The 18,572-nt window shown below is 62.8% G+C and carries 16 protein-coding genes; 13 read left to right on the forward strand and 3 right to left on the reverse strand.

Features of this window, described 5'->3' with window-relative positions; translation table 11 throughout:
• The first annotated feature begins 10 nt into the window (after window positions 1-10).
• The 10 genes from AC58EF_RS10900 to AC58EF_RS10945 all read left to right on the forward strand — a co-directional run bounded on the left by AC58EF_RS10900 (window position 11) and on the right by AC58EF_RS10945 (window position 10,205).
• Window positions 11-880, forward strand: a complete 870-nt coding sequence (locus AC58EF_RS10900) for an amidohydrolase family protein (RefSeq protein WP_497276209.1) — start codon at window positions 11-13, stop codon at window positions 878-880.
• Between the two features lie 16 nt (window positions 881-896).
• Window positions 897-1,982 carry a Rieske 2Fe-2S domain-containing protein gene (locus AC58EF_RS10905; RefSeq protein WP_497276211.1) on the forward strand — a complete coding sequence of 362 codons (1,086 nt, stop codon included), beginning with the start codon at window positions 897-899 and terminating at the stop codon, window positions 1,980-1,982.
• A 10-nt stretch (window positions 1,983-1,992) separates the two neighbouring features.
• Window positions 1,993-3,513 carry an amidase gene (locus tag AC58EF_RS10910; RefSeq protein WP_497276212.1) on the forward strand — a complete coding sequence of 507 codons (1,521 nt, stop codon included), beginning with the start codon at window positions 1,993-1,995 and terminating at the stop codon, window positions 3,511-3,513.
• Window positions 3,514-3,543: 30 nt separating this feature from the next.
• On the forward strand, window positions 3,544-4,302 hold the full coding sequence (locus AC58EF_RS10915) for an SDR family NAD(P)-dependent oxidoreductase (protein WP_497276213.1): 759 nt from the start codon (window positions 3,544-3,546) through the stop codon (window positions 4,300-4,302).
• Between the two features lie 10 nt (window positions 4,303-4,312).
• Entirely contained in the window at window positions 4,313-5,617 is a 1,305-nt protein-coding gene (locus tag AC58EF_RS10920; RefSeq protein WP_497276215.1) for an MFS transporter, read from the forward strand.
• 8 nt (window positions 5,618-5,625) lie between these two features.
• Window positions 5,626-6,105 (forward strand): Lrp/AsnC family transcriptional regulator, encoded by a 480-nt coding sequence (locus AC58EF_RS10925; RefSeq protein ID WP_497276217.1) that lies wholly within the window; start codon window positions 5,626-5,628, stop codon window positions 6,103-6,105.
• A complete protein-coding gene (locus AC58EF_RS10930) occupies window positions 6,102-6,587 on the forward strand; it encodes an Lrp/AsnC family transcriptional regulator (protein ID WP_497276219.1) in 486 nt (161 codons plus the stop codon). Before AC58EF_RS10925 ends, AC58EF_RS10930 begins: the two co-directional genes overlap by 4 nt.
• Before the next feature lie 346 nt (window positions 6,588-6,933).
• Window positions 6,934-7,992, forward strand: a complete 1,059-nt coding sequence (locus AC58EF_RS10935) for an acyl-CoA dehydrogenase family protein (RefSeq protein ID WP_497276220.1) — start codon at window positions 6,934-6,936, stop codon at window positions 7,990-7,992.
• The gene (locus AC58EF_RS10940) at window positions 7,989-9,167 is read left to right on the forward strand and encodes an acyl-CoA dehydrogenase family protein (RefSeq protein WP_497276221.1); all 1,179 of its coding nucleotides are present in this window, start codon (window positions 7,989-7,991) and stop codon (window positions 9,165-9,167) included. The genes AC58EF_RS10935 and AC58EF_RS10940 overlap by 4 nt, the downstream gene beginning before the upstream one ends.
• A gap of 198 nt (window positions 9,168-9,365) precedes the next feature.
• Window positions 9,366-10,205 (forward strand): amidohydrolase family protein, encoded by an 840-nt coding sequence (locus tag AC58EF_RS10945; RefSeq protein ID WP_497276373.1) that lies wholly within the window; start codon window positions 9,366-9,368, stop codon window positions 10,203-10,205.
• A 106-nt stretch (window positions 10,206-10,311) separates the two neighbouring features.
• On the opposite strand, the gene AC58EF_RS10950 is transcribed toward AC58EF_RS10945, so the two are convergent.
• The 3 genes from AC58EF_RS10950 to AC58EF_RS10960 form a co-directional block, all read right to left on the reverse strand.
• The gene (locus AC58EF_RS10950) at window positions 10,312-10,785 is read right to left on the reverse strand and encodes a CYTH domain-containing protein (RefSeq protein WP_497276223.1); all 474 of its coding nucleotides are present in this window, start codon (window positions 10,783-10,785) and stop codon (window positions 10,312-10,314) included.
• A gap of 159 nt (window positions 10,786-10,944) precedes the next feature.
• Window positions 10,945-11,856 (reverse strand): Ros/MucR family transcriptional regulator, encoded by a 912-nt coding sequence (locus AC58EF_RS10955; RefSeq protein ID WP_497276224.1) that lies wholly within the window; start codon window positions 11,854-11,856, stop codon window positions 10,945-10,947.
• Between the two features lie 236 nt (window positions 11,857-12,092).
• Window positions 12,093-13,193, reverse strand: coding sequence for a helix-turn-helix transcriptional regulator (locus tag AC58EF_RS10960; RefSeq protein ID WP_497276374.1), 1,101 nt, complete (start codon window positions 13,191-13,193; stop codon window positions 12,093-12,095).
• Window positions 13,194-13,319: 126 nt separating this feature from the next.
• Here AC58EF_RS10960 and AC58EF_RS10965 point away from each other — a divergent pair, with 126 nt between their 5' ends.
• The 3 genes from AC58EF_RS10965 (at window position 13,320) to AC58EF_RS10975 (ending at window position 18,207) form a co-directional block, all read left to right on the forward strand.
• A complete protein-coding gene (locus AC58EF_RS10965) occupies window positions 13,320-15,467 on the forward strand; it encodes a TonB-dependent receptor (protein WP_497276225.1) in 2,148 nt (715 codons plus the stop codon).
• Window positions 15,467-16,576 (forward strand): PepSY-associated TM helix domain-containing protein, encoded by a 1,110-nt coding sequence (locus AC58EF_RS10970; RefSeq protein WP_497276376.1) that lies wholly within the window; start codon window positions 15,467-15,469, stop codon window positions 16,574-16,576. The genes AC58EF_RS10965 and AC58EF_RS10970 overlap by 1 nt, the downstream gene beginning before the upstream one ends.
• Before the next feature lie 230 nt (window positions 16,577-16,806).
• Complete coding sequence (locus tag AC58EF_RS10975; protein WP_497276226.1) at window positions 16,807-18,207, forward strand: FAD-binding oxidoreductase; 1,401 nt, start codon at window positions 16,807-16,809, stop codon at window positions 18,205-18,207.
• Window positions 18,208-18,572: the final 365 nt, after the last annotated feature.

Here is an 18,572-nt window from a genome sequence, read left to right on the forward strand (position 1 = left end):
AGAGTTTTCCATGGGGATGCCCAAGGATATCGGGATCATCGACTGCATGTTGGGCATTCCGGAAGCGGAGGATCGGTCCGAATGGTTCGCGCCTTTCCGGCCGCTCATCAAGGATCGGCAGACGCTCCAGCAATTCGCCATGCCGGCGCAATATATGTTCAAGGATATTCCGCAGACCGGCCAGGTCGACGATTTCGTGTCCTGGACCGTCGAGCAGATGGACCGGCACAATATCGACAAGGCGCTGGTCGGCTGGAACGATAATGCGACATCCTATCGCGCCAAGGAAATGTATGGCGACCGCTTTTTCTTCGACCTGCCCTGCGACCCGAATCGGGGCATGGAAGAGGTGCGTCGGATCAAGCGTATCCATGCCAAGGTCGGCCTGTCGGCGATCAGCATCTTTCCGGCGGGCACGTTGCCGCAGGTGGCGATCAACCATAAATATATGTTTCCGCTCTACACCTGCGCGGCGGAACTGGGTCTTCCGGTGCTGTTGAACGCCGGTATTCCCGGCCCGCGCATCCCGATGGAAACGCAGAAGGTCGAACATCTGGACGAGGTCTGCTGGTACTTCCCGGATCTTAAAATCGTCATGCGTCATGGCGCGGAGCCATGGGAAGCGCTGGCGGTCAAGCTGATGCTAAAATGGCCGAACCTCTATTATTCGACCAGCGCCTTTGCACCAAAACATTATCCCAAGGCGATCATCGATTACGCCAATACACGCGGCGCCGACAAGATCATCTATGCCGGATATTTTCCGATGGGTCTCAGTCTCGAACGTATCTTCAGCGACATGCAGAATGTTCCGTTCAAGGATGAGGTTTGGCCGAAATTCCTGCGTGAAAACGCTCTCAAGGTCTTTGACCTTGCATAATCAGACAGAGGTTCCCATGCCCAATACAGAGACCGGCGCCGCCGCTGACGCTCGCACGCCCCCCGTTGCCGTCTGGCAGATCCTTGAAAAGCTGCGCGGGCAGGACTTGCTCGACTGGCGGCTGGCCGAAGTGGAGGGGCGCGCATCGATCGCCGAGCGCAATCTCGACATCGGCATCCCCTTTGGCTGGTATCCGGTGCTGCTCTCGTCCGAACTGGCGGTGGGAGAGGTCAAGCCCCTGCGCTATTTCTCGCAGGATCTTGCTATCTGGCGGGGTGAGGACGGCAAGGTCCGTATGCTCGACGCCTATTGCAAGCATCTGGGCGCGCATATGGGCCATGGCGGCAAGGTCCATGGCAATCTGCTCGAATGTCCTTTCCACGCCTGGCGCTATGACGGCGATGAGGCAGTGGTGAAAGATGTGCCCTATGCGCGCAACATCCCGCCGCAGGTGAAGCGCAAATGCACCCGCAACTGGCACATTACCGAAGCCAACCGCTTCATCTGGGCCTGGTATCACCCACAGGACGCCGATCCGCTATTCGATGTCGCCATATTGCCGGAGGCCGCCGACCCGGACTGGACCGATTTCGAGGTACATGAATGGAATGTCTGGGGTTCGATCCAGAACATGGCGGAAAATGGTGTGGACGTCGCCCATTTCCGCTTCATCCACGGCACCGCCAATGTGCCGCTGGGCGAATTGCGCTGGGGCGAATGGGGCCGTGGCGCGGATGTCAGGGCGAAGATGGGCACGCCCTGGGGCGAGGTCGATGGCTGCATCAGTTACGACACCATGGGTCCGGGGCAGAGCTGGACGCGCTTCACCGGCATTTCTGAAACGTTGCTGGTCGCCTGCCTCGCGCCGGTCGAGCTGGATCATGTCCATGTCCGCTTCTGCTTCACCCAGCCCAAGGCGCAGGCCGAAGGGGAGCGGGCAGGCGTGGCCAAGGCAATCATCCGCGACATCTGCAAGCAGTTCGACCAGGACAAGGTGGTGTGGGACCGACAGAAGTTCGAGCCCAATCCGATCATCTGCGACGGTGACGGGCCGATCCCGCAGTTCCGCAAATATTATGCGCGCTATTATGTGCAGGACTGAGGGGGGTGCGATGGAAGCAGATACCGGCGTCACCCGTCGCGAAATGATTGCGGGCGCGGCCGCCCTTATGGGCGTGGCAAGTGCATCGGGCGCTGTCGCGGCAATGCGGACCGAACCGCTGGATAGCCATGACGCCCTGGGCCTCGCCGATCTGGTCCGCAAGAAGCAGGTTTCGGCCGGTGAATTGCTGGAGGCGGCCATCGCTCGCGCGGAGGCGCTTGATCCGCGTTTCAACTTTCTCGCCCAGAAACATTATGACTATGGCCGTGCGGCGATAGCCAGGGGATTGCCGCAGGGGCCGTTCGCTGGTGTGCCGTGGCTGCTCAAGGATTTGAATACCTATATCGCCGGGCTGCCGACTGAAAATGGCAGCCGCTTCTTCAAGAAGTATAAGCCCGAAGTGACCTCGGAACTGGTCCGGCGGATCGAAAAGGCGGGCTTCGTCATTTTCGGCAAGACGACGGTGCCCGAACTGGGGCTGACCGGCACGACCGAAAACAAGCTGACCGGCGATACGCGCAATCCGTGGAACCCTGCCCATATTACCGGCGGATCGTCGGGCGGCGCAGCGGCGGCGGTGGCGGCGGGGGTGTTGCCGGCGGCCCATGCGACCGACGGCGGCGGTTCGATCCGTATCCCGGCCTCCTGTTGCGGCCTGTTCGGGCTCAAGCCCAGTCGGGGGCGGGTGCCGATGGGGCCGCCGCGCACCGAGGGCTGGGGCGGGCTGTCGGTGCATCATGCGATCACCCGCAGCGTGCGCGATTCCGCCGCGATTCTCGATGCGACCCAGGGACCGGAGCCGGGGAGCCGCTATGCCGCGCCGACCCCGGCGGAGACATTCCTATCGCAAGCTGGCCGGGCGCCCGGCCGGTTGCGCATCGCGCTGATGCTGAATGCGCCCGTGGGATCGCCGGTCGATGCCGAATGCATCGAGGCCGCCCGCAACGCTGCGCGCCTCTGCGAAAGTCTCGGTCACCATGTCGAGGAGGCCGCGCCGAAGCTGGACGTCGCAGCGATCGGGGCCGCGAGTTTCGTTCTGATCGGCGCGTCGGTCGCGGCGGACATGCTGGATCGCGCCAAGGCGACCGGTGTGGCCATCAGTCCCGATGTCCTCGAACCCATCACTCTGGGCTTCGTCGGCTATGGACAGAAGACGACCGGCATGGACTTTGCGCGCGCCAACAACACGCTTCAGAATGCGGCTGTCGTCATGGCGCAGTTCATGGCCGGTTATGACATGATCCTGTCGCCCACGCTGGCCGCGCCGCCGCTGGAACTGGGCCGGATCAATCTGACGCCCGATGTCGATTTCATGACCTGGGGCCAGCGCACCGCGGCCTTCTCGCCTTTCACCCAGATCGCCAACATGACCGGTCAGCCGGCCATGTCAGTGCCGCTGGGCATGGCGAAGAACGGTCTGCCGGTGGGGGTCATGTTCATGGGCCGCTATGGCGACGAGGCGCTGTTGTTCCGGCTTGCCGGGCAGTTGGAAAAGGCCGCCCCCTGGAAGGACCAGCGCCCGGCGCTGTGACGATTTCAGGACCGGTATTTGGAGAGAATGATGCGGGGATTGGCAGGCAAGACAGGGGTTGTCGCGGGCGGCGGGCGCGGGATCGGGGCCGCCACGGCGCGCCGGCTCGCGGCCGAAGGGGCCTGTGTCGTGATCGGCGATATTGTCGGGGATTGGGCGCGCGAAACCGCGCGCGCCATTTGCGAGGCCGGCGGAAGGGCGATCGGCGTGCAGCTGGATGGAACCAGGGCCGCGTCGCAGGCCGCCATCGTCGCCGCCGCGCTTGCCGAATTTGGCGCCCTCGACTTTTACCATTCCAATCTTGCGGGCGGCACCGAAGGCGATATCGATGTCCTCAATTGCAGCGAGGCGGTGCTCGATCGCTCCTTTGCGATCAATGCCAAGAGCCATTTCCTCGCAACGCAGGCGGCCCTGCCGGTGCTGATCGAGCGCGGCGGGGGCGCGATGATCTACACCTCCTCGGGCGCCGCGATTTCGGGCAATCCGTTGCAGGTCGCCTATCCCATGACCAAGAATGCGTTGCACGCCCTCGTGCGCCACGTCGCGCGGAAATTCGGCAAGCAGGGCATCCGCGCCAACGGCATCTGCCCCGGCATCGTCCTGACCGAAGCGGTCGCCCAGCATCTGACCGAGGATTATGTCCGGTCGATGCTCGACAGCCTGCCGCACCGCCGCCTCGGCCAGCCGGACGATATTGCCGGGGCGGTCGCCTTCCTGGCGTCCGACGATGGCGAATGGGTCAACGGACAGTTGTGGCATGTCAATGGCGGGTCATTGCTGCGTGACTGAGGGAAAGCTGATGCGCCCTGTTTCCAACCCCTGGGTTGTGCTCGCGACGCTGCTGCTCATCTATATCGTCAACTATGCCGACCGATACCTCATCACCGGGCTGATCGGGCCGATCAAGGCAGAGTTCGGCATCGGCGATGCAATGGTCGGGATGCTGATGGGGCCGGCCTTCGTCCTGCTCTATGTTCTCCTTGGCGTGCCCTTTGCGCGGTTGGCGGACCGCACGTCGCGGGTGCAGATCATCGCGGCGGGCTGCGTGCTGTGGAGTGGCGCGACCATCGCCACCGGCCTGGCCCATGGCCCGGTCAGCCTGACCCTGGCGCGGATCGCGGTCGGCGTGGGGGAGGCGGCGTTCGTAGCGCCCGCCTATTCGCTGCTGTCCGATTATTTCAGGCCTGAGCGGCGCGGCCTGGCCTTCGCGATCCTCGGCCTTGCCGCCTATGTCGGCCAGATTGCCGGTCAGGCGGGTGGTCCTGCAATCGCGGCCCAGCATGACTGGCGCATGGCCTTTCATATCATGGGCGTCGTTGGCCTGTTGCTGGGTTTTTGCGCCCTGCTGCTGATCCGCGAGCCGCGGCGCGGGGGCGGGGGCGAAGGCCCGGTCGATGCCATGCCCTTCGGTCTATTGCTGCGCTGCCTGATCCGCAGCCCGGCCTATTGCAGCATGATGTTCGCCTTCGGCTTCGGCGTGCTGTCGGGCGTCGCCTTCGGCTATTGGGGGCCGGAGCTTTTTACCCGCAGCTATGGGCTTGATCCGGTGGCGGTGAAATCCACCTTCGCACTCAATTTCGGTGCGTCGGGACTGGTCGGCATGTTGCTGTTCGGCGCCCTGTCCGACCGGCTGGCGCGGCGCAGCATGGTCTGGCCGGCACGGCTTTCGGCGTTGGCGCTGGGCGCGGCGACCTGCGCCATCCTGTTCGCGACCTGGGCGGGGAGCTTCACTCTGGCGCGTCTGGCGGCCATTCCTGCCGGATTGCTGGGCGGCGGCTGGTCGGTCGGCTTCCTCGCCAGCCTGCAATATATGCTGCCGCCGCGCATCCGCGCGGCATCGACGGCGCTGTTCCTGGCGGTCACGACCCTGCTTGGCTTTTTCGTGGGGCCATGGGCGGCAGGCGCGCTGAGCGAGATGATGGGGCATGATGCCGCGGCGCTACGTATGGCGCTGACCCTCGTCATCCCCTTCGGCTTCCTGGCTGCGCTGCTCGGCTGGGCCGCAAGCGGGCGGGTCGAGCGCGATCGGGCGGCCCTGCATGACACGCTTTCGATTCGACCTGCCGATCCTTTGCTGGCAAGACCGGCAACGGAAAGGGATTGAAGCCGTCTATGAATGAGATGTTCGCGTTCGACGAAACCGACCGCAGGATTGTCGAACAGTTGCGGCAAAATGGTCGGGCGACCAACCAGCAGATTGCGGAGTCCCTGAATCTGATCGCCTCGACCGTGTCGACCCGCATCCGCCGGATGGAGGATGCGGGCATGTTGCGCGTCGTCGCTGTGTCCGATTTCGCGGTCCATGGCTTTCATGTCCTTATCCATGTGGCTGTCGAGGTCAGCGGCCGTCCTGCGCTGGATGTGGCGGAGGATCTGGCCGCCTTTCGCGAAGTGTTCGCCGCCCATCTCGTCACCGGCCGCTATGAGATCAGCCTGCTGCTCGCGTTGCGTGACATGGATGAACTGTGGCTGCTCGTCGCCGACAAATTGTCGCAGGTACCCGGCGTCCGCGCGATGACCCCGGCGATCGGCCTGGACATCGTCAAATATGGTCTCGACACTGCGCCGATCGACAGCAGGAGGCTCGCATGAGCAAGCCGGTTCTGGACGAGCTGGACCATCAGCTGATCGCCATTCTGGCGCAGGATGCCCGCGTCTCCAACCGCAAGATCGCCGGTGACCTGGGCGTCAATGAAGGCACGGTGCGCGGACGGATCAAGCGCTTGCAGCAGGACGGGCTGATCGCCTTTACCGCGCTGACCAGTCTGAAGCTGGAAAAGGCGACCAACATCGCCTTTGTCGCGGTGCAGGCCGAGGTGAGCCAGGCGCGCCGGATCGCGCGTGATATTGCACATATCCCGCTGGTTCAATCGGTGATGATCGTGCTGGGGCCGTTCAACATCATGGCCACCTGTCTATACGACGATCTGGACAATCTCCACGCGCTGGCATCGGGCCGGATATTGGCGATGCCGGGCGTCCATCATGTCGAAACCTCATTGGCGGTCAGAACGGTAAAATTCAGCAACCGGGTGGTGCGGATCACAGATGCGCCGATGGACGGCGGTGCGTAACGCTCTTTAAGGTATTCGGAATTTATATAATAAAAATTTCCGCAAATCATTGCTTGAACCAAGGAAAATCATAATATAGCACAATATCGGACGGCTAAAATAGCGCAAGCGCGCTGCCGTTCCGTTCGCGACAGAAGCTGGATGCGCTGGACCATGGCCGGCTCATCATCCTTGTCCCGCAAGTCGTCGGCAGCAAGGCCGATCGCGCGGGCAAGGCCTAGAGCAGCTTCCGATCCGATTGCATCGGCTCGGCTGCTCTAGTCTTTTTTTGCCGCCTTTTCCGAGCCAGCAGATGATTCCATCTGCTTGGAAGAGGCTCTAACAGGGATATTGAAGGCGACCCCAGATGGAATTCGCATTTACCGACGAACAACAGATGATCGCGGAGACGGCGCGCGCCTTCTTTGCGGACAATGCGACGAGCGAGCGCACCCGCAAGGCGATGGCCGGCGACGGTATCGATCGCGCGCTGTGGCACGCTTTCTGCCGGGATCTCGGCCTGTCGGGCATCGGCATCCCGGACAGCGCCGGGGGCGCGGGGCTGGGTCTGGTCGAATTGGCGATCATCGCCGAAGCGGCGGGCGCGCAGGTCGCCGCCTTGCCGATGCTGGGCAGTCTCGCGCAGGCGGCGCAGGCGATCGCGGCGGGGGGCAGCGATGCGCAGCGGACGCAATGGTTGCCGCCTCTGATCGCGGGCGATCGGATTGCGGGCTATGTCCATGACGGGGCGTTGCAGGCCAACGGCGACAGGCTGACGGGCGGATCGCGCTTCGTCACGCATGGGGTAAGCGCCGACATCTTCGTCGTCACCGACATGCGGCAGGTCTGGATCGTGCGCGCAGATGCGCCGGGCGTCGCCGTGACGATGCAGACCAGCATGGACCAGACCCGCCCCTTCGCCCGTGTCGCGCTGACCGATGCGCCGGGCGAACTCTTGCCTGATCCGGGCGCAGGGCTGGGCGCGGCACATCGTGCGGCCCTTATCATGACGGCCGCCGAAGCGCTGGGCGGCGCGCAGGCCTGCCTCGACCGCACGGTCGCTTATGCCAAGGAGCGGGTTCAGTTCGGTCGCCCGATCGGCTCCTTTCAGGCCTACAAGCATCGGTTGGCCGACATGATGATCGAGATTGAGCAGGCGCGTTCGGCTGTCTATTGGGCCGCCTGCACGGTGGACGAGGGATCGGACGAAGCGGACATCGCGATCCACGCCGCCAAATCCTTTGCCGCCGACAGTTTCTTCCGCTGCGCCGGGGATATGATCCAGCTCCATGGCGGTATCGGCTTCACCTGGGAGCATGACGCGCATCTCTTCTTCAAGCGCGCCCGTTCGCTCCAGACCATGCTTGGCAGCGGCAACTGGCATCGGGAGAAAATTGCCACGATGATGTTGGGGGAAGCAGCATGAAACTTGGTTTTTCTCCCGAGGATGAACTGTTTCGGCAGGAATGCGCCGATTGGCTGGGCGGCCAGATGGCGGGTGAATTTCGCGACATCAAGGGCATCACCAAGCTGACCGGCAGCCCGGAGCGACGCAAGGAATGGGAGCAGCAGCTTGCCGCCCATGGCTGGTCGTGCATCGGCTGGCCCCGCAAATGGGGCGGGCGTGACGCGACGCTGGCGCAGCAGGTGATCTTTGCCGAGGAATATGCCCGCGCGGGCGTGCCCGGGCGGGTCAATCATATCGGCATCGAACTGGCCGGGCCGACCATCCTGACCTTCGGCGGGGAAGAACAGAAGCAGCGCTTCCTGCCCGGCATCGCGGCGGGCAAGACCATTTTCTGCCAGGGCTTTTCCGAACCCAATGCCGGGTCGGACCTGGCCAGCGTGCGGACCAGGGCGCGCCTGGAGGGCGACGAATGGGTCGTCAACGGCCAGAAGATCTGGACCAGCCTTGCCCATGTTTCCGACTGGATCTTCGTCGTCACCCGTTCAGAGGAAGGATCGCAGGGGCCAAAGGGCCTGACCTTCCTGATGATGCCGATCGATCAGCCGGGCATCGATATTCGCGGCATCCGCCAGATCAACGGCGACGCGGAGTTCAATGAAACCTTTTTCACCGATGCGCGCTGCCCGGCGGACAGCCTGATTGGCGCGGTGGGCGACGGCTGGCGCATCGCCATGGGGCTGCTGGCGTTCGAGCGCGGCGTGTCGACGCTGGGCCAGCAAATGGGCTTTCGCAATGAACTGGACGAGATTATCGCGGCGGCCCGGAGCAATGGCGCGGCCAACGACCCGCTGATCCGCCAGCGGATCGCCAGGGCGGAAATCGGCCTGCGGTTGATGCGCTATGGCGCGTTGCGGATGCTGTCGCAGACCGACCATGCGAAGATCGACGGGGCGGCGCTGACCTACAAGATCCAGTGGGCGAGTTGGCGGCGGAACCTCGGCGAGCTCGCGATGGACGTGCTGGGGCAGGGGGGCGAGATCAGCGATCATGCCGATTATGAATGGGACACGCTGCCCAATCTGTTCCTCTTCTCGCGCGCCGACACCATCTATGGCGGCACCAACCAGATCCAGCGCAATCTGATCGCGGAGCGGGGGCTGGGCCTGCCGCGTGAACTGCGCGGCACAGCCTGAAAGTCCGGGATGTGGCAGAGGATCAGGAATCCCCTGAACGATTGAAATCGCTTCGACTGCCGCATAGTCCATTCTGACGCCAATGTGGAAGCGGTGTGGACAGCCAATGCTCATATTATATGATGTCGTATGTTTATCGGAGAAACAAAGTTCGATGATGGGAAAGCATAGGGTCGACATGCACGAGGATTTGGCGTGATGCGACCCCGCATATTGGATTCGCACCAGCATTTCTGGCGGATCGGCGGTCCTGGGCAAATGTGGCCCGATGCCGATTGGCCTTTGCTCCATCGCGATTTCCTGCCCAACGATTTATATGCCGCGACCGAGGGGCTGGATATGGCGGGAACCATTTTAGTCCAGTCCCAGCCGGACGATCGTGACACCGATTGGATGCTCGATCTGGCGGCGAATGAGCCGCTGGTGCTGGGCGTGGTCGGCTGGGCCGCACTGGAGGATGGTGCGGCGCCTGCGCGGATCGCGCAGATTGCCGCCAGACCCAAGCTTGTCGGTTTGCGACCCATGCTGCAGGGGATAGAGGATAGCGACTGGATATTGCGCGATGATCTTGTTCCGGCGATCGAGGCGATGCTGGCACATGGCCTGCGCTTCGACGCATTGGTCCAGCCGCGGCATCTGTCCGTCATTGCCCGCTTCGCCGCGCGCTGGCCCGATCTGCCGATCGTGATCGACCATGGCGCCAAGCCCCGCGCGGCGGAACGAATATTCGATCCCTGGCGTGAGCAACTCGCCGCACTCGCCCGCCATCCCAATGTCTGGTGCAAGCTTTCGGGCTTGCGAACCGAACAGGCGCAGGGGCAGATGGCGGATGCGCTGGCGCCCTATGTCGCGCATATCCTGCATTGTTTTGGCGAGCGCACGATGTGGGGCAGCGACTGGCCGGTTCTGCTGCACATGGGCGATCGCTATGCCGACTGGGTGGACGACGCATTGCGCCTTGCCGGTGATCTGGGCGAGCCAGCGCGCGCGCGCCTGTTCGAAGGGGCTGGGCGCGCCTTTTATGGCCTCCATCGATAGGAGACAATGGCGACGCCCGACTTTGGCAGGCTGAATCTTGGTGCCGTAGCGACAGTCCGGCTGAACAATGGCTGATGATAATGAAATATGCGTCCGTCGATAATGTTCAGTCAGCGGTTTCGACCGAAGGCATGAGGGCGATGGCCGAATTGCGAAAGCGAGGATCGTCGGTGACTTCCTTTCCCACCCAGTCCGGCAGTTCGACGAACTGATCCGTGGTGGAAAGCTCCACTTCGGCCAATATAAGGCCTGTCGCACGTCCAGCGAAGACATCGACATCCCAGACACGTCCCGCATGTGGAACGTGATAGCGCGTCTTTTCTATTATCGGGCTGGCGGATAGCCGTTCCAGCATCTCCTGCCCGTCTGCCGCCGATATCTCATATTCAAATTCATCGCGCGAAATGCCCGCACGCGCACTTTTGATCGTGAGCCATGCCCGGTCGTCTACGAGGCGGACGCGCACGCTCGCATGGCTTTCGTGCGCGATATAAGCTTGGCGAAGCAGTCGGCCGCCGTCGGCTGCATTTTTCCAGGAGTCGCTGACGACCAGAAATTTTCGCTCGATTTCTACTGCCATAGGCGCTCGCGGCAAGATCGCCAGGACGTAGCGAACTGATCCAGGTTAAACCAAATATCGGTTGGGTGAAAGTCTCTGTGACTGAAGTCCGGCCGGGGTGCTGGCCGATCCATTCAACCGCCATCGTCAAGCCATGTGGCAAGACGATGGCGTCGATTTTCAGCCTTCTGCCGGGACGGGCGCGGTATTTGACTTTGGATCCGAACCCGCAGGCTTTGCCTTGGGCGCGCTGATGCCCAGCTTCCGACGCGCAGGCTTTGCCGACGCAGCCGTTTCGACGGGGCCCACGCCCTTGTCTGCCGGAGCCGGCTTTGCCCTGGAACGGGTCGAGGCTTTGCCTTCGCGTGTGGGCTTGACGGTTTCGCTTGCCGCGGGCTTCGCGTTGCGGGATGTCTTAGCGGGGGAAACAGCCGTTTCGGCGCTACTCTTGGGTGCCTTGGCTTTGCGGGTGGGTTTGGGAGCCGTTTCTGCCGCAACGGTGATCTGCTCCTCGGCCGGCTTCTTCGTCGGGCTCTTCCGCGACGGGGGCGCTGCGGCCTTCGTTTGCGCTGCTGGAGTTCCGGTCTTGCCGCGGCTCTTTTGATCCGAAGATTTTTCGGTTGCCGTCAGCGGCTTATCCGCCGCTACCGGCTTATTCGATGGCGGCGAAGACTGGGCCGCTGCCTGGGCGGCCGTGCCGCGCTGGCCAAGGCCGATCTTCTGAGCGACGGCGCGGCGCTGTTCGGAATAGCCGGGTGCGACCATCGGATAGGATTTGGGCAAACCGAAACGCTCGCGATACTCGTCCGGCGTCAGGCCATTGGCGGCGAGATGGCGCTTCAGCGTCTTGTAGGGGCGTCCGTCGATCAGGCTGATGACATGTTCGCGCGAGGAAAGGCTCTTTCGAATGCTGACCGCCGGTATATGCTCGGGTGTCTCGACTTCGGCAGGCGCGGTTTCCTCGATCAGTGCGCTACGTGTCGACTGGATAAGTGCCGCGAGTTCGTTGCTCGGTACGGAATTATTGGCGACATAGGCGCTCAACAATTGCACGGTCAATATCGTGTAATCGGGCTTTTCGGTATCGGACATGAGGATTTCCCGTCGAGATAGATGTCAAGGACCACGCCGCATTGCCATGTCTGTGGACCAGCAATGGCGACTTTGCCGTATGCCGACAACTTTGTCAAAGACGCCTTATATAAGTCGCTCATGCAGTTGCTGGTCATGTCGATCCTGTATGGCGCCTATCCTATCACATCCTTCCATCGGGCTTTCCGGTTCGGCGCGGGCAGCGATGACTTCATCTATTCGGCAGAGGCGATGGGTCAAGCGTTGCCCGCGATCGACAGCACACTGGTCAATATGTTGCGAACCAGTTCGGCCTGACCGCGCGCGCCCGTCTTGGCATAGACTTTCTTCGAATAGTTGCGGGCGGTTTCGACCGTGATGCCGAGTTCCGCCGCAGCCTCCTGAATCGAAAAGCCGCTGGCGATCGCCCAGGCCAGCCTGGCCTCGCTGGGGAGAAGGCCGAACAGGTCGGCCAATTGTTCGCAGCGATCGGCGTGCGACCAGCGATCGCCGCTCAGATAGGCAATGGCGACCGGCTTGGAATGCGGGGTGGAAAAGCGATTGTGGACCGGAGTGACGAGCATGTCCATCCAGGGATCGCGGCTGAGGTTGAAGGCGCGCGGCCTGCCTTCGCGTGCATCGACATAGGATTTGACGAGCGCCGTAAGCGTGCGATCCATTTCCGGCGAGGCGGGCGTCAATCGATCATAACGGCCCCGGCGCAATATCGTCGTGCGCTGGAATAATTGTTCGACATGGGGGGTCATGTCGATGATCCGGCAGCGAGCGTCCAGTGTCATCCAGCCGAAATTCAACCGTCCGAACGCGTCCGACGTCACCGACGAACGAAAGCGTTCGCGTTCTAGCGCGATCAGGCTGCGGAGCGCGATGCGCAAATGCGGGACGAGCGCCGTCAAAAGCGCGCTGGCCGCCGATCCGATATTCCGGTCGCCCGCGCAGGTCAGCCAGGCGTCGACGCCACTTGGTTCGGTGACGCGGACGGAGCGTATATTGATGACGCCCAGCCCATGCAGAAATTCGTCGCGATAGGCGTGCTGGACCGGATCGTGCGGATTGAGCAATTCGTCGAGCGTGTAGATCCGCTCTTGCCGCATCTCCCGATAGGGAAGGGGATCGCGCTGGCCGTATTTTTCCACGAAGAGGCGATCGAGATGTGGCGGCATAGCTGGGCCGGAATGCAGTTCGACGATGGCGTCTTCGTCGATCGGCCGAAACGCCAGGCTGACATAGCGCGCGCCACTATGCGCGCGCAGCCTGTCCAGAAAATCATGCCACAAGGGCTGCTGGAATATGCCCTCGTGCAGGGCCGCCAAGAGTCCGCCGTCGTCCAGTCGCATGGCAGACATATAGGCTCCCATTTGGGAGGTGCAACATTGCGTGCGGAGTGTTGGGCCATGATATGCGAATGACTTGCAAAAGCATATTCTTTTCTGTAGAGGGCGCGCGGCTTTCAGAGGGGTTTCATGCGCCGTTTCATTTGTTCCGCGTCGGTCCTGGCGCTTTTCTCGTCCATGCCAGCCCTTGCCCAGGGGGCGCCTGCCGATGAACCCAGCGACTCGATCGTCGTGACCGCGGCGCGCACGATCCTGCCTGCCAACGCGCTGCCCCTTACCATCGAGGTCATTGATCAGGAGACGTTGAACCAGCAGGTCGCGATCGGTGGGTCGATCGTCGATGCGATCTCCACCTTGACCCCATCTTTTTCGCCGACGCGCCAGAAATTGTCCGGCGCTGGCGAAACATTGCGTGGCCGTTCGCCGCTCTATGCGATCAACGGCATTCCCCAGACCGCCGCGTTGCGCGACGGCGCGCGCGACGGCTTTACCGTCGATCCCTTCTTCATCGACCGGGTGGAGCTGATCTACGGTTCGAACGCGTTGCAGGGGATTGGCGGCACGGGCGGGATCGTCAATCAGGTCACGGTCGCACCGCCCAAGACGGACGGCATCACCGGGCGCGTGCTGGTGCAGGGCAATACCGATACGCGGTTCAGCGGCGATGGCATCGGCGGCAAGGTCGCCGGCCTCATTGGCTGGCGCAGCGGCCGCTGGGACGCCACCGTTGGGGCGGCCTATGAGAAGCGCGGCGCCTTTTACGACGGGCATGGCAATCGCGTCGGCACCGACCTGACGCAGGGTGAAACGCAGGACAGCCGCAGCTGGTCGCTGTTCGGGCGTTTCGGCTATGCGTTGAGCGACAGTGCCCGGCTGGACCTGACGATGAGCCGGTTCGAGTTGAAGGGTGAGGGCGATTATATCGCCGCCAATGGCGACTATAGGATCGATCGGCCGACCACGTCCGTCCGGGGCACGCCGCCGGGCGAACCCGCCAGGAGCCGGACGGAAAGCGCTGCCCTAACGCTGACCGACAGCAATTTGTGGGGCGGCAATTTCATCGCGCAGCTTTTCTTCAACCGCTCGCGCGACACATATGGCGGCGAGGTTGCGCCCATCGCGACCTTCCAGGACGCATCGCTTGCGCCGATCGGCACGTTGTTCGACCAGTCGCAGAATCGCAGTCGCAAATATGGCGGCAAGATCAGCTATGAGCGCGCCGTTCCGGGTTTCGAGGCGCTGACCGCGACCCTGGGTTTCGACGCGCTCTACGATCTCACCGAACAGCGGTTGATCGCGACCAACCGGACCTGGGTGCCGCCGACCGACTATCGCAGCCTCGCGCCCTTCGCGCAGTTCAATCTTGCCTTGTTCGACAAGAAGCTGCGTCTGGCCGGCGGCGTGCGGCATGAGGATGTGCGCATCAGCATCGACGATTATCAGACGCTGGCCAGCTATGGCGGCTACGCCGTGTCCGGTGGCACGCCGAGCTTCAGCGACACCTTGTTCAACGGCGGCGTCATCCTGGAGCCGTGGGACGGCATCCGCGCCTATGCCAGCTATGCCGAAGGCTATACCGTGCCCGATGTCGGCCGCATCGCCCGTGCCGTCGGTACACCGGGCGTCGATCTGGACGATTATGTCAATATCAGCCCGATCGTGTCCAATAATCGCGAAATCGGCGTCGAATTGAAGCAGGGTCCGCTCAATGCGAGCGCCGCTTATTTCTGGTCGACCAGCAAGAATGGATCGCTGCTCGTCCAGACCGCGATCGGTGCGCCGTTTGAAATCCAGCGCCAGCGCGTCGAAATACAGGGGCTGGAACTGAACCTGTCGGCCAAGATGCCCTTGCCCGGCCTGACCCTGTCGACCGGCTATGCGCATCTGATCGGCCGGACGGACGGATCGGACGATGATGTGGACGTCGTGGATCGCGATCTGGACGGCGCGAATATTTCCCCCGACCGGCTCAACGTCGCCGCCAGCTATGTCAACGGACCGCTGACAGCGCGTATCCAGACGCAATTCTTCCTCTCGCGCCAGTTCGAGCGGGAACCCGGAAAATATAATCCGCTCTATCGCTTCGACGGCTATGACGTGACCGACATCAGCCTGCGTTACCAGACGCGCTTCGGCGCCGTGACACTGGCAGCGCAGAATATCTTCGACAGCTTCTACATCGACTATTACAGCCAGACGGTCCGCCCCAACGACAATGCCCATTATTTCGCCGGGCGCGGGCGCAACTTCACTCTGTCATGGGATTATCGCTTCTGATGAAGCTGATCGACACGCTGCATCGCTGGACGGGCGGCATCGTTGGCCTCTTGCTGGCGATGCTCGGCCTGACCGGCGCGCTGCTCGTGCACAAGGACGCCTGGGTGTTGCTGCCTCACGCCCATGACGCGCAAGTGCAGGATACGGCGCATCTGGCGATGGTCACGCAGAAGATCATGGGCGATCCGGCGGTCCGGCCGCAATCGCTGACTTTCGCGTCGCAGAATTTCGGCCTGTTGCGGACGGCCCGTGGCGGCGGCGCCGGCGCCTATCTGGATCAGAATGGCGCTGTCGTCACCCAATGGCAGAGCCAGTGGGAACGCCCCGAAATCTGGATGTTCGATCTGCATCATCATCTTTTCTCCGGCGACACGGGCGAGGTGGTGATCGGCATCGCCGCGCTGTGCGGGCTGTTCTTCGTCGTCACCGGCACTTTGCTGTGGTGGCGCACGCGCAAGACTTACGCATTTCGCCTGTGGCCGGCGCGGATGAGCCGGCCTGCCATCGTCCGTCATCATCGCGATCTGGGCGTGGTCGTCGCGCCCCTGTTGCTTCTGTCGCTGGTGACGGGCGCGGTACTGGTCTTCAGGCCGATGGCCGCCCTGCTGCTGGGTCCCGGCGCGCCCGCCACGATCGACAGGTCGTTGAAAGCGCCGCCGCCGATCGACGCGAAACTCTCCGACAGGCTGGACTGGTCGGCCATGATCCGCACCGCGCGGAGCCGCTTCCCCGACGCCGAACTGCGCCGGATCAACCTGCCGCGCAGGAATAGCGGCCTCATCACGCTGCGGATGCGGTCGCCCGAGGAGTGGCTGCCCAATGGCCGCACCACGCTCTGGTTCGCGGCCGACACCGGCAGGCTCGTCGCGGCGCGTGACGCCGCCCGGCTGCCGATTTCGGTCAAGGGCTATAATCTCCTCTATCCGCTCCACGCGGCCAAGGTCGGGGGCCTGCCGTTCAGGATCGTCATGACGCTGTCGGGGCTTGCGCTGACCGTGCTGGGGACGTTGGCGGTATGGACCTTCTGGTTCAAGAAGCCGAAAGCGGCCAAGGGGCGAGGGGGAAGACCGGCTGCCCGCTCCCCCGTTGCAAAACAGACAGCGAAATAGACAATCAAACGGCGTCATGGCCGCCATAATCCGAAAAATATTCAATATAATCAAATAGTTAATTTTTATCCTGGTGATGGAGGAATGCGGAATAGGAGGGGTGCCCGTCACTGGAATGCGGGAAATATTATGGGAGCCATGCCGGGAAAAGCGCGCTACAACTGATGGGGTCGCCGATCTTCGACCCTGGCATCATCGGCGATCCGCGCCAGCTTTCGGGTTAGACGGCCATGCATGATCCTTTCCACCAGCCGCACAGATCATTGCCCGACGGCTTTCTCGATCGGCTGCGCGATCTGTTCGGCGATCGTCTGGCGACCGGCGAAGCGGTCCGCAGCCAGCATGGCCAGAGCGAAACCCATTTCGTGCCCATGCTGCCCGACGCGGTGGTCTTCGTCCGATCGACCGAGGAAGTGGTCGAACTGGTGAAGATCTGCGCCGCCGCGGAGGTGCCGATCATTCCCTATGGCGCCGGCACCTCGATCGAGGGGAGCACGCTGCCGGTGCAGGGCGGCGTCACCGTCGACCTCACCCAAATGGACGCGATCGTGGAGGTGAATGGCGAGGATTTCGACTGCACCGTGCAGGCCGGGGTGCGACGCGAGCAGCTCAACGAATATCTGCGCGACCAGGGGCTGTTCTTCCCGATCGATCCTGGCGCCAACGCCACGATCGGCGGCATGGCGTCGACCCGCGCGTCGGGCACCAACGCCGTCCGATACGGCACGATGCGCGAGGCGGTCCTGTCGCTGCGCGTCGTGACGCCCGATGGACGGGATATCCGCACCGCACGGCGCGCGCGCAAGTCTGCGGCGGGCTATGACCTCACCCGGTTGATGATCGGCAGCGAGGGGACGCTGGGCATCATCACCGAGATCACGTTGCGGCTGCACGCCATTCCCGAGGCGATTTCCGCCGCCGTGTGCAGTTTCGACAGCTTGCAGGGCGCGGTCGACACGGTGGTGCAGGCGATCCAGATCGGCGTGCCGCTGGCGCGGGTCGAGATATTGGACGACCATCAGATGCGCGCCGTCAACCGCTGGTCGAAGCTCGACTATCCCGAACTGAACACGCTGTTCTTCGAATTTCACGGATCGCCATCCTATGTCGAGGAGCAGGTTCGCACGGTGGAGGAGATCGCCGCCGCAAACGGCGGCGGCGCGTTTCGCTGGTCCAATCGGCCCGAGGAACGATCGAAGCTGTGGAAGGCGCGGCACGAAGCCTATTATGCCGCGGTCAACATCCGGCCCGGCGCGATCGGATGGGCGACGGACGTGTGCGTGCCGATCAGCCGCCTGGCCCAATGTATCCTGGAAACGCGGGCCGATCTGGACGGCGCGCGCGTTCCGGGGACGATCCTGGGCCATGTCGGCGACGGCAATTTCCATGTCATCTTCTCGATCGACCCCCATGCGCCGGAGGAAATGGCGCAGGTGGAAGCGCTCAACGACCGATTGGTCCAGCGCGCCCTGGCGATGGACGGCACCTGCACCGGCGAACATGGCATCGGCCTTGGCAAGCAGCATTGCCTGGTCGACGAACTGGGGGATGCGGTCGACCTGATGCGCGCGATCAAGCGGGCGCTGGACCCGAAGAATCTGTTCAATCCCGGCAAGATTTTTACGGTTTAGAGTATGATGACTTCACATTGATCCACCCGTCATTGTGAGCGTAGCGAAGCAATCCATGGCGCGACACTGGATTGCTTCGCTGCGCTCGCAATGACGATCCAAGAAAATGTCATCCTGCTCTAGCCCCGGACGGGTATAGCGCGCAGCGCGCCATCGGGCCGGATGCGCGTTCGAGCTAATCCCTAAGCGCGCTCCTCAATCTGTTCCCGTCATCCTAATTTTCGGGCGATGGATGGGCGGCGCTCTCATGACGGCAGGATCGGGATGGCCTTTGCCGGCAGCCTGATCGGGGGCGGTCATTTGGCCGTGCCGGGACTGGACAGGCATTTGGACGGGTTCCGCTTCGATCCTTCGCGACAGATGAC

It is taken from the genome of Sphingobium sp. WR1 (assembly GCF_059693745.1).

Excerpts from the sequence above, each read along its gene's own strand:
- AC58EF_RS10975 (WP_497276226.1), top strand. The coding sequence starts at position 16,807 with ATGCATGATCCTTTCCACCAGCCGCACAGATCATTGCCCGACGGCTTT.
- AC58EF_RS10920 (WP_497276215.1), top strand. The coding sequence starts at position 4,313 with ATGCGCCCTGTTTCCAACCCCTGGGTTGTGCTCGCGACGCTGCTGCTC.
- AC58EF_RS10970 (WP_497276376.1), top strand. The coding sequence starts at position 15,467 with ATGAAGCTGATCGACACGCTGCATCGCTGGACGGGCGGCATCGTTGGC.
- AC58EF_RS10910 (WP_497276212.1), top strand. The coding sequence starts at position 1,993 with ATGGAAGCAGATACCGGCGTCACCCGTCGCGAAATGATTGCGGGCGCG.
- AC58EF_RS10955 (WP_497276224.1), bottom strand. The coding sequence starts at position 11,856 with ATGTCCGATACCGAAAAGCCCGATTACACGATATTGACCGTGCAATTG.
- AC58EF_RS10945 (WP_497276373.1), top strand. The coding sequence starts at position 9,366 with ATGCGACCCCGCATATTGGATTCGCACCAGCATTTCTGGCGGATCGGC.
- AC58EF_RS10935 (WP_497276220.1), top strand. The coding sequence starts at position 6,934 with ATGGAATTCGCATTTACCGACGAACAACAGATGATCGCGGAGACGGCG.
- AC58EF_RS10930 (WP_497276219.1), top strand. The coding sequence starts at position 6,102 with ATGAGCAAGCCGGTTCTGGACGAGCTGGACCATCAGCTGATCGCCATT.
- AC58EF_RS10925 (WP_497276217.1), top strand. The coding sequence starts at position 5,626 with ATGAATGAGATGTTCGCGTTCGACGAAACCGACCGCAGGATTGTCGAA.
- AC58EF_RS10960 (WP_497276374.1), bottom strand. The coding sequence starts at position 13,193 with ATGCGACTGGACGACGGCGGACTCTTGGCGGCCCTGCACGAGGGCATA.
- AC58EF_RS10965 (WP_497276225.1), top strand. The coding sequence starts at position 13,320 with ATGCGCCGTTTCATTTGTTCCGCGTCGGTCCTGGCGCTTTTCTCGTCC.
- AC58EF_RS10900 (WP_497276209.1), top strand. The coding sequence starts at position 11 with ATGGGGATGCCCAAGGATATCGGGATCATCGACTGCATGTTGGGCATT.
- AC58EF_RS10940 (WP_497276221.1), top strand. The coding sequence starts at position 7,989 with ATGAAACTTGGTTTTTCTCCCGAGGATGAACTGTTTCGGCAGGAATGC.
- AC58EF_RS10915 (WP_497276213.1), top strand. The coding sequence starts at position 3,544 with ATGCGGGGATTGGCAGGCAAGACAGGGGTTGTCGCGGGCGGCGGGCGC.
- AC58EF_RS10950 (WP_497276223.1), bottom strand. The coding sequence starts at position 10,785 with ATGGCAGTAGAAATCGAGCGAAAATTTCTGGTCGTCAGCGACTCCTGG.
- AC58EF_RS10905 (WP_497276211.1), top strand. The coding sequence starts at position 897 with ATGCCCAATACAGAGACCGGCGCCGCCGCTGACGCTCGCACGCCCCCC.